We start from the raw sequence: 15,361 nt of genomic DNA, 5'->3' as shown, positions 1-15,361 counted from the left end.
GATGTTTTACTGTAATTTTTGTTCAACAGTTTTTTATACCTGTGAAAAAAGAGACAACTATGAAATAATTGTCTCCTTCAGTGACCAAAACAAGGACATCATCAAAATACTTTAATTTATTCTTTTAGATAGAGTTGATTTTAAAATCGATAACCAATACTTAAGCCTAGCTTTAGAACCTGATTGTGATCTGTTTTATCTGCATTGAAGACTAGTCTTCCGTAGGCAGTGTTGGCTTCAAAAACCAATCCTTTCTTTGTAACCAGTTTCCATCCCAAACCTGCACCCAGTGCAAGATCATATACATCTTTACCTTCAGTGAATGTCAGATTGTCTGCGGCATATATTTTTTTTCCATCAATGGAAGTGAACATTCCAAATCCTTCGACAAAAAAACCGGAAGCATATTTTTTCCCCAAATAATATCTGTAATTGGGAGAGATGTAGTAATTCATATCTTTTTCTCTTGTATTATCATAAACCTTAAATACAGAAATTCCCAGTGACGAATTTTTGCTGAGGTACCGCTCAAAACCTGCTTCTACAGCACCGGATAATGGCGAAATTAGATTCAGTTTAATTTCATTGTTTTTCTGATAAGGATTTGCATCAGGTCCATTTTGAGCATTGACAGAATTAAAAGCAAACAAAATGATGGCTAGTAAAAAGGGTTTTTTCATAAAAATTAATTTGAATTATTTGAATGCAAAACTCAAATAATTCAAATTAGAACGGGTTTCAAAAGCTTAAAAATGGAGAAAATGGTACTTATTTGAGGGTGTTTTTATATTCATTTTGCGTCTGACCAGTCACTTTTTTAAAGGAATTATAAAAAGTTGTTTTTGAAGTAAACCCGGATTCTAATCCCATCGTCAGCAAAGTATAGTTTTCAAATTCAGGATCTGATATCATTTCCTTGACGGCTTTCACTCGATATTGATTGATATAATGGGCAAAATTATCTCCTGTTATTGTGTTTACAATTTGTGAAAGATATCCCGCGCTTATGCCTAGTTTTTCAGCCACTTTTTCTCTGTTTAATGTACTGTCAGTATAAATGTGCTGATCTTTGCAAAGAAGTTCCAGTTTTTGAAAATAAAGATTATCAGCGGTGATAGATTCCTTATATTCTTGCGGTGTACTATTTTGTACAATTTGCAAATCGGGATATGAAATAACAGAACTATTATTTAGTAAATTATAGATAGCATCTTTGTTTTTGGCCAGTTTATATTTGTAAATACCTATATAAGCTGTCCAATGCATGATGAATGTTGCACATAAAGCAAGGACGCTCATGGTAGAGGAAATATCTAATCCAAAAAACAAACCAGTCATATAGGTCGTAAGCCAGACAAGTAACACCAGATAGATAATGGTTAATAAGGTAATGACCCATTTTTTCTCTTGTGAGTCTTTTAAATGCCTTATCATAAAATAAGAATAGAAAGGAAGAAACAAGATAATAATTACCGCCAATAAAAGCTGAATCATTTGAAGTATATTGACTAGATACATGTAAGATTCAGGGATTTTATAAATTCCTGCTACAGTATCAAGACAGATGGCAGTATTAAGAATACTATTATAGACAAATGGAATGTAATACAAATACGTTTTTTGCCTGTTTTTAACTGCATTATCAATACGATTTATAATAAACAAAAATGTAAAAACGGGTAACAAAAATACCCAGTCGATATTGTCTATAAAACGCAATAAAGGATAGGATATGAAAGCTCCCTCAATTTCAAAAACATAATTTAGTAAGACAATGGAAAGTGCAAATAGCAAGTATGCCAAATATTTATTTGAATTGCTATTGAATAGGGAAGACTTTAAAATAATAAAGCCTAAGATTATTCCCTGGAAAATCGCAATATTTAAAAGTGTTGTATAAATCAATTTTTGAATATAAAAGATGTTTTTAAATATAGTTCTTTCATATAAACTGATACAACTAATCAGTAATAGTTATCATATTTTTTTTACTTCAGTGGGGAAGGCCGGATGAGTGAGATCATTTTAAATATAAAGTATGAAATGGATAATCTTAATCTTGGAAATATTTTGCATTTATATTGTTGAAAATCATCAATTTGTAATTTGCTCGTCTGCTGGATAGCTATTTAATATACTTTTGATGAAAAAAATTCAAACAAAAGTTAATCTAATTTTTATATTTGCACCTGTTGGATTTTTAACCTTGATAGACTTTCGGAATTCCAATAAAAATTTAAAAATAAAATAGTAATAAACAAATAAGAATAAAGAATGGATAATATTAGTTTATTAATTATTGTAAATATAATCTCTTTATTCATCTCGTTGTTTCTGGCATTTTTCCTGATTACCCTTAAAACAAAGTACAAAATAAGTAATTCTTTATTTGCTTTTTTTCTAATATTAAATGCAATAGATATTAGTGAGCCTTTGTTTAGCATGGTAACTGATGGTCCGTCCAACCTGGGAATGTTTAGGACCACCTTTGCTTTTCTGCAGATTCCTGTTTTTTATCTTTATATCATATCAGTCTGTTACTCTGATTTTAAGCTAAAGCCAAAATATCTGCTGCATCTGCTTCCGTTTTTGATTGTTAATCTTGTTTTACTGCCTCGTTTTTATACTGTGGACGCGGCATCAAAAATGAGTTTTATTCAGAATCGTCAAAATATGATAGAGTTTCAGTTCATTCATATTTTAATACATCTGCAGATGGTTCTATATATCATTGCTGTTTTTAGAGTACTAAGAAAATCGAAGAAACTATATCTTGAAAACTATGCAGGAAAAAACATCAGTTCCTATAACTGGTTATTCCAGTTTACCGTTGTACTGAGCATTTTATATGCGGTAGCTCTTTTAAAAAATATTTTGAAATTCTCTGATTATCAAAATGTTTCGGAATGGATCAAGATCGGACTTTTCGTATCATCTCTTTTTATTTTTTGTTGGTATCTGTTCAAAGCGTTAAATAACCCTGATCTTTTTAGAAACATTGATTCAAAACTAAAACTTGTTTCTGAGATTGTTTCCGAAGAAAAAAGCAGTAATCAATCAATGGGAGATGAAAAAGAATATAATGAAGAACTTTTGAAATTGAAAAAATATATGGTTGAGAAAAGACCTTTTCTGAACTCCTCACTAACCATTCAGGATGTTTCCAATGATATTGAAATTCCTGTCCGGGATTTATCTCTTTTAATCAATCATCAATTAGGGCAGCATTTTTATGATTTCGTAAATGCTTATCGGATAGAAAGTGCTAAGGATATTTTAAAAGATACTTCAAAAAGTAAGGTAACGATTTTAGAAATTCTATACGAAGTTGGTTTTAATTCAAAATCTTCCTTTAATACCGCTTTTAAAAAGCACACTGGTAATACGCCGACTTCCTACCGCAAAAATCTACAAGACAGTGTTTTGTAATTATTCGTACTCTTTTTTATAAAGATTCGTACTCATTTTTTTAGATAAATCTGACCGATTACATGTACTCGGTCGCATAGCTTTAATGTCTTCCACATCTTTGTATCGAAATAATTTTTAACATAAAAAAACGATACCATGAAAAGCTCCTTTTATTTACTAATTCTTATAGCGTTTCTTTCAAGCTGCCAAACAAGTAAAAAAGTTTTTTCGGAAAAAAGAGATTACAGCTTTCTTACTGATAGTTTAAATATTGAACCCCAATTAGAAAAGTACAAACTTCCTGGATTCAGCCTTGTTGTTTTTGAAAATTATAAGATTGTATACTCAAGCCAGGTGGGAGTAAAATCAATGAATTCTAAAGAAAAGTTAGATGAAAACACTGCTTTTTCTACAGCATCTATTACAAAACCAATCACCGCACTTCTTTGCCATATTCTTGAAGAAAAAGGCTTAATCAACCTGAATGATCCAATAGATAAATACTTAAAGCGATGGCATTTGCCAAAAAGTAAGTTTACTGAAAATAATAGCCCAACCTGGAAACAGTTTTTAAATCATACAGCCGGTACAAGTCAGGGGGGATTTGAAGATCATTATGAAGGAGAAAAAATTCCAACGATAACACAAAGCCTTTTAGGGCAGATTCCCAGATATGATAAGGAAATTGAATTTTTGTTCACACCGGGAACCAGCTTTGAATATAGCGGTGGTGGCTATGTAATCATCCAAATGGCATTAGAAGATACTTTGAATAAATCTATTGCAGAATTGGCACAAGAATATATCTTTTCTCCTCTTGGAATGAAAAATACCACAATGATTCAGCCTAATGAAAAAGGATTTCTAAAGAATGTGGCTTTTGTACATGATAAAGAAGGAAAAGTGATAAAAACAGGTCTACCCATCACGCCTCAGGTTGCACCATCAGGGTTATGGTCTACTCCTACAGATTTAGCTAAGCTTTCCATTGAGATCCAAAATGCGCTACGCAATAAAAACAATAAGGTGATTTCTCATCAGGTAGCAAAAGAAGTAACAAAAGTGACTGCTTTGAAAAATGCAGTTGGAGGATGGAGCTATGGCTGGCAAAAATCTTTTGGATATAGTAATTATGATTGGTTCTCGTGTAATGGTTCCAATACTGGAGTTGGTGGCAATATTTTGGCTTCTATGACAGATGGTAATGGGATGGTATATCTTGCCAATGGTGAGAAACCGAATCGTTTTCCTGTAATGAATTATACCAGAACAAAGGTTCTCACATTGATGGATTGGAATAAAACAATTCATGAAGATATTCAGGAACTCCCATTAAATCTTAAAAAACAACTCATCGGAACCTATGATGATTTTCTGTATGGACAGGGAATGGAAACGAAAATTCTTGAAAAGAATAACCGTCTGTATGTAGAGTCTCCAATTTTAGAACATTTTAAAGGGAAAAATGAGTATGAATTACTCTATCTGAAAAATGGAACCTTCAGAATTGTAGATTATCCGAACCTGTTAAAATTTGATTTTAGCAATGGAAAGGTAAACTCTGTCATCTTAACAAGAGATTCGCTGAAAACAGAAGTCAAGATTATTAAAAAATAGATCCAATAAATATTTAAAAAACAAAAACTTAACCCCCAAAAGTATGAACCTATTATTTTTAATTCCAATAGTAGTAATAATTGCAGGTGTAGCTTTCATGATTATCATGAATAATAAGCACAAAGCTGCAAAATCAGAAATTGATTTAGATTCTGAAAGAACTAAATATGACCGGTACAAACAAGAGCTTCTGGCTCAGGATTTTTCAAAATTGAAACAGTGGATGGAAGGTAAGTCCATTGATGCTTTTACTTCGGCCTCTGTTCCCCAGTCAACAGCCAATAAAGTGCAGGACCTCGTAACCGACGGGATAAAAAATGTAGCATTATCCACGATTGGGGTAAAGCTTACACGAATTGAAACAGATTGTTTCTGGGTGTTAAGTGGAAATGATCTGCATTTTTTCAGTACCGATACTGTTGGAGAACTAAATGAACACATTGTATTTGATAATTTTAGAGTTGAAAAAGCAAGCCTTCAATATGGAGGTCTCTTGAAATCACAACTGGGTGTTTATTCAAAATCATCAGAAGAATATTTACCAAAAACATATATTATCACCTTTGATATTGACGGAAGTTCATTATCTCTTGCAATTCATGATAGACTTAATTACGGAGTTGATCCGGAAGATATGCTCCATCTAAAAAAGCAATTGGAAACAAGAACAAAATATCAGGTAGTTGGTGAAAAATTTGTAAAAATTTCTCAGGATAGATTCCCTAACCTCAAAATGTCTTAATATAGTATGGGAATTGTATCAAAATTTTTAAACTCATTTAAAAGCATACGATTAAATGATAAGAAAGGAATGGTTGAGTTTCGGAACACATTTTTTATGGTATACTTTCGGGGTGGCAGCAATATTTTGCATATTTAATTATATCTATCTTACTTCGTAGATAAATAAAAAATGAGGCTGTCTCAAAAATGACATTCTGAATGAAATGCAATGAAGAATCTCAAATAATTGATTCCTAATAAGATTCTTCCTTCGTCAGAAATCGAAGATTCAACATAGCCAAGACAAAAACTCAATTATATGACTTTTTGAGACAGCCTCATTATATTATTGTGCTTTTACTTGCTCTAGTTTTATGAATATTTTAGAGAGGTTGGGTTGGGCACTGCCTGAAGTGGGGGCTCCTGCCATAATGGTTGCGGTATAAGCGGTTTTTGAAGAAGAATTACTGTCTATCCAGGTATATCTTCTATGTTCAGGTCCGCCACCGGCTCCATCTATAATCCCTACGTTCCCCCAGTAAGCATTACCCACTGCCCCTGTACCTTGAGGAAACCAGGTAGCTGATGAATCTGCCATACCGCCCCATACTCCTGAAGTAATATTGTTTGTTGTTACCGCTGAACCAATATAACCACCATATTCGGTATTATAATTCCAATACAGATTAACGGTAGAACCTGTATTATTATATAATTGTACATTAGGAACTGCAGCGGTTGTACCACTTGTGGTATCAAATATTACCCTGATTGAATATTTACCATCCGGGGTAGCAAGAGGAAAAGTATAGGCTTGTTTCCCATTGGGATCGGTTGTTAGGGTGGGATATCCCATCACAGCGACAGATGAAATGTCTGCACGACTGGTATTTCCCACTGTAGCGGTACAGTTTTGTCCGGCCGTTAAGAAAGGAACTGCAGCGCTGGTCATAGGAAGAGTCATATCATTACCAGTGGTAGGAGTTCCACTCACTGAGAATACCAATTCGCCATCACCAAACTCTAGCGTTCCAGGTCTTAGTTGGAAGGTTAATCCATTTACTGTAAAAGGAGCTCCTGAATTATACGAACCTCCGTTTCCCTGGCTATAGATAACTCTCAGGTTTCCGTTGAAAGGAGTACCGGGAGTATAAGTAGAAGGATTTAAGTAAGCTGTAGTACATTGTAATGCGGAAATAGAAGGAGAGAGGGTATTTGTTGCCTGTGTCAATCTTTGCCATACTGATCCATCAAAATAGTAATAGCCCATAGCAGTAACATTGATACGTTGTCCTGTGGCATCTCCACCGGTAACATCCGTAATATAGATTAATGCTCCTCTCTGATCGCTGCCATAGGTAGCCGTATTTACAGTAAGTTCAGCTCTTGTAAGTCTCGGAGCCTGTAATCCGAATGTTTGTGCGTTATCTGTAATCACTCCTGAAATATCTCTTTTAGCAGATACATCCACCGTTGTTTTTGGTGATGCTGTATTGAACCCTACTTGGGCAAATGAGAATCCTGAAATAAGAATAGCACTGATTTGTGTAAATTTTGTTTTCATATTAAGGTGTTATTTTGGGTAAGTCAAATATAACTTTTTTTTTATGGAAAATAAAAAAACACCTTTATAATTGAGAAGAATTAACTAATTAGTAATATTCTATTTGATTTTAATATTTTATCTGTGGTAAAATTATTTATATCAAATTCTATTTTTCTCTCAATCAAATTCTTTAATTGTTCTTTGATTAAAAATACAATTCATTGATTATAAGTTCTTTGATGAAAATTTTTCATTCTTTTAATACTTTAGAAAACTTTAGAAAATACCTTACAATTAAGTTCACATAAGATGAAAAACTTTGATTTTCAGCAACTTTAGTGTACTTCTTATACAAAAAAGTAAATAACTTAAGTGTTTAAAAAGCTTTTGTGTCTCTTTTGTGGTTTAATAAAAAAATTAAACAGCTTTATAGGAATGAACAACAATGCTTATTTAATTTTGTGAAATTCAGAGTCTGATTCTTTTACGGTTGAAAGAAAGAGGATTTACTTATATTTGCCTCGCAAAGCAAATTCAAATGTTCAAAAAAGTAATCATTGTATCTACCCTTGGATTTAATACGGTTTTTTGTTCGGCCCAACAGGTTCGGCCCTCAAAATCATCTGAAATTTACCGCGAACTCAAAACACTTAAACATCTACCTAAAGTTTTATACCTTGCCGCTCATCCCGATGATGAAAATACAGGATTACTTTCCTGGTTAATCAACGACCAAAATGTAGAAACGGGTTATTTATCTTTAACCAGAGGTGATGGTGGTCAGAATTTATTAGGTACAGAGCAAGGTGCTGCATTGGGTTTAATCAGAACACATGAGCTTTTAGAAGCAAGAAAGTTAGACGGCGCCCAACAGTTTTTTACCCGGGCGATTGATTTCGGGTTCTCTAAAAATACAACCGATACCTTTAAACAATGGGACGAAAACAGCATTATCGCTGATGCAGTTTGGGTCATCCGTAAATTCCGTCCAGATGTTATCATTTGTCGTTTTCCTCCTACTGCTGCGGCAGGCCACGGACAACATGCGGCTTCGGCTGTGGTAGCGGAAAAAGCTTTTAAGCTGGCAGGTGATAAAACGGCTTTCCCGGATCAATTAAAATATGTTACTATATGGCAGCCAAAACGTGTATTGTGGAATACTTTCCGATTTGGCGGAGTCAATACGACTGCTGAAAATCAACTGAAAGTTACCGTTGGGCAATATGATGCGCAACTGGGAATGGGCTACGGTGAGCTTGCAGGATTAAGCAGAAGTTTACATAAAAGCCAGGGTGCGGGAACACAGTCTGTAGCTGGCATCAGAACTGAATATTTTGCCCATGTTACCGGCGAGCCTGCAAAAGAAACACTTTTTGACGAAGTTGTTAAAACCTGGACTTCAAAAGGAAATGCTGATATTGACCATTCGTTAGATGAAATTATTTCTGCTTTTAATTTCAATAATCCGGAACATAGCCTGCCTGCATTGCTTGCATTGCGAAAAAAGATTCTGGCGCTGCCTGATGCAGACCTAAAAAAGGATAAGATTACGGCACTTGATAATATCATTCTAAGCTGCGCCGGTTTTATGGGCGAGGTGGTTACCAGTCAGGCTGAAGCTGTTGCCGGAGATCATTACAATTTCAGGCTCAATCTGATTTCAAGAACTGTAAATCCTGTTGTTTTAGAAAATGTAAAATGGCTAGGTCAGTCAGAGAGCATCAACAAAAAACTATCAAAAGATTCTTTAATTACCATTCAGCATGACATTCAGATTCCTGCTGATGCAGCACTCACTGAGCCTTACTGGCTGGCAAAACCAGCTGTGAACCCGGCAATTTTCTCTGTTCCCAATGATACTTTAGTTGGTTTGCCTGAGGCAGAATCACCACTTAATGTTTTGCTCGATTTAAAAATCGGTTCGGAAAAGCTTCAGGTTAAGCTTCCTTTATCTTTCAAGAAATTAGATCCGGTGCGTGGTGATGTTGTCGAAGCTTTGCGCATTGTTCCTGCACTGGAACTGAAATTTACACAACCGGTTTATTTAGTCAAAGAAAATGAAGATTTACATTTGAGTTTAAATGTTAAGGTTAATTCTAACAAACAGTACAGCAACTGTATTCTCAACCTGATGTATAACGGAGAGAGATTAGGAAGTGCTGATGTAAATTCGCTCAAAGGGAAGGACACTACCATCGAATATATTATTCCTAAAAATAAGCTTGCCTCCATACATTCGGATCGTTTGCAACTGGATGCAAATTTTGTGGCAGACGGAGTAACTTATAATAAAAAACAAGTATTAATTCAGTACCCGCATTTACCCACCTTGCAATATTTTGCGCCTGCAACGGTAACCGTAATGAAAGGTGATATTCAGGCAGCGGTTAAAAAAGTGGGTTATATAGAAGGTGCTGGTGATTTCATTCCTGATTTTCTGCGTATAGCAGGTATTCAGGTAGATGTCCTGAAGGACGAAGATTTTTATGGCAGCGTAAATGAATCCGGCGGAAGCGGCAGTCAAAACAAGCTGTCACAATATGATGCCATCGTAATGGGTGTTCGTGCCAATAACACAGAGAAAAAGCTGGGTCGCTGGATGCCTTTTTTATGGTCTTATGCAAAAGCTGGCGGTAATCTGGTGATGCAGTACAACACCAATCAGGATACCACTGTTGACAAATTGGGGATTTACAATTTCAGTATTGCCAATAAGCGGGTTACCGAAGAAAATGCTGCAGTTACGTTTTTAAATCCCAATCATAAAGTACTGAACTTTCCGAATAAAATTACTGCGGATGATTTTAAAGGCTGGGTACAGGAGCGTGGTGCCTATTTCCCTGCTCAATGGGATGCAGCGTATGAACCGCTTTTTGAAATGCACGATACAGATGAGGAACCTCTGCAGGGATCAACTTTATATGCCAAATATGGAAAGGGTAATTTTATTTATACACCGTTGGCATTTTTCAGACAGCTTCCTGCGGGAAATGTTGGGGCGGCACGTTTATTTTTAAACTTTTTATCTGCACAGAAAAACTGATGAACAAGAAACTTAAAAATTGGAATACCTGGTACATACTATTAGCAGCTGCATTAGTATTCCAGATCGCATTTTACTATTTGTTTACTAAATTCTGGGCATGAGCAATATAGATTGGACAGTTCTCATTTTTACACTTGTTGTAGTGGTTGTTTACGGCGTATTTATCGGTCGTGGCCAAAAAAGCAACGAATCCTACCTGAAAGCAGATAATAAAATGCCCTGGTACATTGTGCTTATCGGTATTATGGCTACGCAGGCAAGTGCCATTACATTTCTTTCAGCACCGGGCCAGGCTTATACAGACGGGATGCGTTTCGTTCAGTATTACTTTGGCCTGCCTTTGGCGATGATTGTTATCTGTATCACTTTCATCCCGATTTTTCAGCGCTTAAATGTTTATACGGCCTATGAATATTTAGAAAACCGTTTTGATAAAAAAACAAGGGTACTTACTTCACTGCTATTTCTTTTTTCCAGAGGCTTATCAACAGGAATCAGCATTTATGCTCCGAGTATCATCTTATCAAGCGTTTTAAACTGGAATATATATTTAACCAATGTTTTAACAGGCGGTATTCTGTTGATTTACACTTATATTGGCGGAGCAAAAGCGATTGCTCACACCCAAAAATTACAGTTTCTCATTATTCTGGGAACCATGGCTTTTGCTGGTTTTCTGCTTGTTCAAAATATGCCGGATGGAGTTGGTTTTAAAGATGCGCTTTATCTGGCGGGGAAATCCGGAAAGCTCAATGTAATCACCACAGAATTCGATTGGAAAGATAAGTACAATATTTGGAGCGGGATTATTGGCGGTTTTTTTCTGGCACTTTCTTACTTCGGTACGGACCAGAGTCAGGTTGGGAGATATATTACCGCGAAAGACAATACCAATGCAAAAATGGGCTTGCTGTTGAACGGATTGGTTAAAATTCCGATGCAGTTTGCTATTCTCCTGATCGGTGCTTTGCTTTTCGCTTTCTTTTCTCTGAAACCGGCTCCGATTTATTTTAATGAAAGATCTTATCAATATTTAAAGGAATCACAACCTGAACAGGCTGCGATTTTTGAAAAAGAGCATCAGGATTTACAAATAAAATTTAATGCAGAATCTAAAGAAATTCTAAAGTTGAAAGAAACTCATTCTCCCCAACTTAAAAAGACAATTCAGGATTTTAAAAACACACAAACCCAGGTAAAAGCGCTTCACGGCAGGGTAGAGGAAGCGATCAATAATTCAAACTATAATGCGGAGAAAACGGATACCAATTATATTTTCCTGTATTTCGTAAAAAATACCTTGCCTGTAGGGATGATCGGCTTACTGTTTGCCGTCATTTTTCTGGCCAGCTGGGGTTCAATTTCTGCAGCGCTGAATTCTCTTGCCGCCTGCTCATTAAAAGATGTTCATTTGATATTTAGCAAAGAACTTCCTGATCAGGAAACCGAATTGAAGTATAGCCGGCTGCACACTTTAGCCTGGGGTATTTTCTCAATTGGTGTAGCCATGTTTGCCACGCAGATGGGTTCCCTTATTGAAGCGGTGAATGTATTAGGCTCTCTTTTCTATGGCCCGATATTAGGGATTTTTCTTGTCGCATTTTACTATAAAAAAATCAATGGTGCGAATGTATTTATTGCTGCCATTTTATCAGAAATTGCCGTCATTGCCGTTTATCAGTTTGATATCGTTTCTTTCCTTTGGCTTAATGTAATTGGGGCTGCTGCGGTAATTATATTTTCGACAATTGGGTTATTGTTTTATAAGCCAAAAGCAGTAAATTCGTAAACGGATAAATGAAAATAACCAAATAACAAAATATTATGAATACAATGATTAAGTCTGCTACCATGATTTTTGCTGCAATGACGATTTCAGTGAATGCCTTTGCACAGGAAACTAAAAAACCTGCCAGCCCTCCGGCTACTGCTACAGGGAAAATTAAAGATGCAACCATTACCATTGCCTATAGCAGTCCTTCTGTTAAAGGACGTACAATCTGGGGCGGTTTAGAAGCTTATGATAAAGTTTGGCGTGCAGGTGCCAATGAAGCAACTACTTTCGAAACGGATAAAGATATTACCGTTCAGGGTAAAAAACTGCCTGCAGGTAAATACAGCTTTTTCTTAATTCCTAAGGCATCCGGAACCTGGACTGCCATTTTCAACAAAGAGCCAAAACAATGGGGTGCTTATAAATACGAAGAAGCAAAAGATGCTTTGCGTGTTGATGTAAAAACAAAGGCTTTACCGGCAACACAGGAAACTTTAGTTTATAAAATAAACAATAATGGATTCACAATGGATTGGGATAAAATCTCAGTTCCTGTAGAGGTAAAATAAATTTAAATATAAGAAATTAAAATCCCGTTAATCCGGGATTTTTTGTTGAGGTCAAACTCTTAATGAGAGGGATTGATTTGAATTATTTACGGTTTTCCATAATTAATGTCTAAAACAAATAATTAATATTGTCCGATTAAATAGGTGAACCCGATATTTAGGAATAAAACATTATTTTTTTAGCTATTAATTAACAAAATTAAATATAATGACCATAAAATCTAAACAACTTTTCATTATCATCGGAGATGACAGAACAGGTAAGACAACACTTCAGAAACTTTTAATTGATCGACTTTGTGGTTTAGGCTATGAACGTTTACCAGTAAACAAACTGTTTGATATTAACCATCCCGAAATAAAAAGAAAGTATCAAAGTATTTCTTTTGGTAATAGAAGTTATCAAGAAAAAATTGGCGACTATGAAACGGTTGATAATTATTTTCAAAATCATTTTCATCCAGCAGATATTGCTTTTATTTCTTCGCATTTAGTTCTTTCAGATATTCAACAAATGATAACAAATGGCAGAAATATGTTTTATAACGTGAATGGGCTTTTTTGGACAAATTCTATAGATAGCAATAGAACTGCAAACTCTCAAATCTCTTTGCTTGACTGGAATGAAAGATTTTTAATAACAAATCCTTATTCTGATAATGAAGAATTGATACAACGACAACTTGAGCAAATAGCCGACAGCATAGTTGATTTACTAATTAATAGGACTTCAATTTCATAGTTTTTTGAAGGATATTTACTGAAATTATTCTTTAATTATTACTGATGATTTTAATTAAAGAATCTCATCATATTTTCTAAATATCAAAAAGAAGTGAAAGGTAAGAACCCTTGGAATTAATAGATCGATGACTGATGATGGGACTTTTGATTCTGTAATACATAAATTTACAGGTTAGTAGAAATATTAAGTAAAACAACTATATTAAATAACAATTATGAAAAAAACAATTGCTTTTTTTACTATTCTTTTATCAGTAATTAATATTCAAGCTCAGGAAAATATTGATTTATTGACATACGAAAACACTCAGGATATTAAATTTTTTAACACTATTAAAAGTGGCACTCAGGTTAAGGAATATATAACAACGAGTAAAAATAGTGTGAAGGTGGGGGACACTTTAATATTAGGATCTCCTACCTCTGAAGAACTGAATACAAGAACTTATTCAGGGAGTTATGGAAATAAGGCAAGAGGGGGTATTTCACAATCAAGAAGTACTTCAAAAAAAACGTATGAATTTATACAAATGGGAAGACCAGCTGGATTTGGAAGTATTATGTCTGCTATGGGTGGTGATGCACAGAATATGGCAGATAACAGTTTAAAAAATACTAGAGTTATTGTCAATGAAATAAAAACATATCATAGAGGCAGTAAAAATAAACCTCTGTATGTAGTTATGGTTCTGGGAGAAATAAATGGCAGAGCTTTTGGAATAAATAAATATTTAAGTGTAATGGATACCGAATTAGGGATTGAGTCTGGTGAAATTCTTTTAAAAAATAAAAAAATGACCAGAGATGAAGCGATTGCAAAATTAAAAGAAGCGAAAGAACTAGTGGAAATTGAGATGATGAGCAAAGAACAGTTTGAAGAATTAAAAAAAGAACTCGCTCCAATTATTAACAATAATAACTAAGAATAATACTTGTGCTGATAAGGATTAGCAACAGCGGGGCTGAAATTTTTCAATCCACGATTGTGTGTTGTTACAATTTTGTGATATAGTTGAAAGTTTCGTATTCGTTTTGCCTACCATCACATGCCCAAAACGTTTATTTTATTACGTTTCAATCTCAAGAATGATGTTTATATGAAACTAGTTTAATGTTTCGCCTTACCATTTATCAAGATTATTTCTTAAACTAGTTTGCCCTTTTTTGAATGACTTTCCTCCTAATTTTGATCTAGATAAATAATTAAAAATCAAAAGAAATGGAAACATTAAAAAAAGTGGCCGTTATCGGTCTGGGGAATATTGGAAAAGCAATCGCAGGTGATCTGATCAATAACAGCCATGAGGTGATTGTAGCATCAAGAAATAATGAAGATTCTGCGGACTTCGCTCAGCAATCCAACGGTTTTGCTCAAAGTATGGATATTGATCAGGCAATCAACGAGGCAGATATTGTGATACCTGCAATATGGTTTGGGGCTTTTAAGGAATTTTTCAATGATTATGGGGATATGCTGAAAAATAAAATCATTGTTGATGTATCCAATCCTATTGCTCCAGATGGAAATGGAGGGTTTAAAAAGATTATCGGAGAGAAAGAATCTGCTGGAGAGCTTAATAGATCTGTACTTCCCCAGGGAGCCAAGCTTGTAAAAGCATTCGGAACATTAGGGGCTGGAAATCTTGCCGGAGCATCCAACGGAAATCCTGAAAAAGCAGTATTGTTTTATGCTTCAGATGATTCATCTATTGACAAGGATATTGAAAAAGTGATAGAAAATGCAGGATTTGATCCTTTAAAAGTAGGAGGGATTGATCAGTCTATTCGTATTGAAGTTTTTGGAGATTTGCATGAATTTGGTGCATTGGGAAAAACGGTAAGCCTTTCAGAAGCGAAGTCAAAATTATAGAAAACACTTTTAAGTATACAAAAAGCCGGATTCATTAAGAACCCGGCTTTTTGTATTATTT

General features: G+C 34.8%; 12 protein-coding genes. 9 read left to right on the top strand and 3 right to left on the bottom strand.

Translation table 11 applies throughout. The features are described from left to right. Positions 1 to 140 precede the first annotated feature (140 nt). On the bottom strand, positions 141 to 680 hold the full coding sequence (locus tag KYG33_RS04480; protein WP_077417097.1) for a DUF3575 domain-containing protein: 540 nt from the start codon (positions 678 to 680) through the stop codon (positions 141 to 143). Positions 681 to 768: 88 nt separating this feature from the next. After that, complete coding sequence (locus KYG33_RS04475; RefSeq protein WP_219072753.1) at positions 769 to 1,905, bottom strand: helix-turn-helix domain-containing protein; 1,137 nt, start codon at positions 1,903 to 1,905, stop codon at positions 769 to 771. A 768-nt stretch (positions 1,906 to 2,673) separates the two neighbouring features. Between KYG33_RS04475 and KYG33_RS04470 the strand changes: the two genes are divergently transcribed. From KYG33_RS04470 to KYG33_RS04460, 3 genes are all read left to right on the top strand, one after another. Next, positions 2,674 to 3,429 (top strand): helix-turn-helix domain-containing protein, encoded by a 756-nt coding sequence (locus tag KYG33_RS04470; RefSeq protein ID WP_228408817.1) that lies wholly within the window; start codon positions 2,674 to 2,676, stop codon positions 3,427 to 3,429. Between the two features lie 138 nt (positions 3,430 to 3,567). Continuing rightward, complete coding sequence (locus tag KYG33_RS04465) at positions 3,568 to 5,028, top strand: serine hydrolase domain-containing protein (RefSeq protein ID WP_077417103.1); 1,461 nt, start codon at positions 3,568 to 3,570, stop codon at positions 5,026 to 5,028. A gap of 43 nt (positions 5,029 to 5,071) precedes the next feature. Continuing rightward, entirely contained in the window at positions 5,072 to 5,770 is a 699-nt protein-coding gene (locus KYG33_RS04460; RefSeq protein WP_077417105.1) for a hypothetical protein, read from the top strand. A 327-nt stretch (positions 5,771 to 6,097) separates the two neighbouring features. Here KYG33_RS04460 and KYG33_RS04455 read toward each other — a convergent pair whose 3' ends face one another. Then, on the bottom strand, positions 6,098 to 7,315 hold the full coding sequence (locus KYG33_RS04455; RefSeq protein WP_077417107.1) for a hypothetical protein: 1,218 nt from the start codon (positions 7,313 to 7,315) through the stop codon (positions 6,098 to 6,100). Positions 7,316 to 7,835: 520 nt separating this feature from the next. On the opposite strand from KYG33_RS04455, the gene KYG33_RS04450 reads away from it, so the two are divergent. From KYG33_RS04450 to KYG33_RS04425, 6 genes are all read left to right on the top strand, one after another. Beyond that, positions 7,836 to 10,340 carry a PIG-L family deacetylase gene (locus tag KYG33_RS04450; protein ID WP_077417109.1) on the top strand — a complete coding sequence of 835 codons (2,505 nt, stop codon included), beginning with the start codon at positions 7,836 to 7,838 and terminating at the stop codon, positions 10,338 to 10,340. 100 nt (positions 10,341 to 10,440) lie between these two features. Continuing rightward, on the top strand, positions 10,441 to 12,132 hold the full coding sequence (locus tag KYG33_RS04445; RefSeq protein WP_077417111.1) for a sodium:solute symporter: 1,692 nt from the start codon (positions 10,441 to 10,443) through the stop codon (positions 12,130 to 12,132). A gap of 35 nt (positions 12,133 to 12,167) precedes the next feature. Beyond that, entirely contained in the window at positions 12,168 to 12,686 is a 519-nt protein-coding gene (locus KYG33_RS04440) for a DUF2911 domain-containing protein (RefSeq protein ID WP_077417113.1), read from the top strand. 208 nt (positions 12,687 to 12,894) lie between these two features. Then, positions 12,895 to 13,428 carry a hypothetical protein gene (locus tag KYG33_RS04435; protein ID WP_077417115.1) on the top strand — a complete coding sequence of 178 codons (534 nt, stop codon included), beginning with the start codon at positions 12,895 to 12,897 and terminating at the stop codon, positions 13,426 to 13,428. A 217-nt stretch (positions 13,429 to 13,645) separates the two neighbouring features. Continuing rightward, complete coding sequence (locus KYG33_RS04430; RefSeq protein ID WP_077417117.1) at positions 13,646 to 14,353, top strand: hypothetical protein; 708 nt, start codon at positions 13,646 to 13,648, stop codon at positions 14,351 to 14,353. A 296-nt stretch (positions 14,354 to 14,649) separates the two neighbouring features. Next, entirely contained in the window at positions 14,650 to 15,300 is a 651-nt protein-coding gene (locus tag KYG33_RS04425) for an NADPH-dependent F420 reductase (protein ID WP_077417119.1), read from the top strand. Positions 15,301 to 15,361 lie beyond the last annotated feature (61 nt).

Source organism: Chryseobacterium sp. D764, assembly GCF_019317325.1.
Taxonomy (GTDB): domain Bacteria; phylum Bacteroidota; class Bacteroidia; order Flavobacteriales; family Weeksellaceae; genus Chryseobacterium.
Note: the sequence above shows the minus strand (reverse complement) of the source record. Positions and strands in the feature narration are given on the sequence as shown.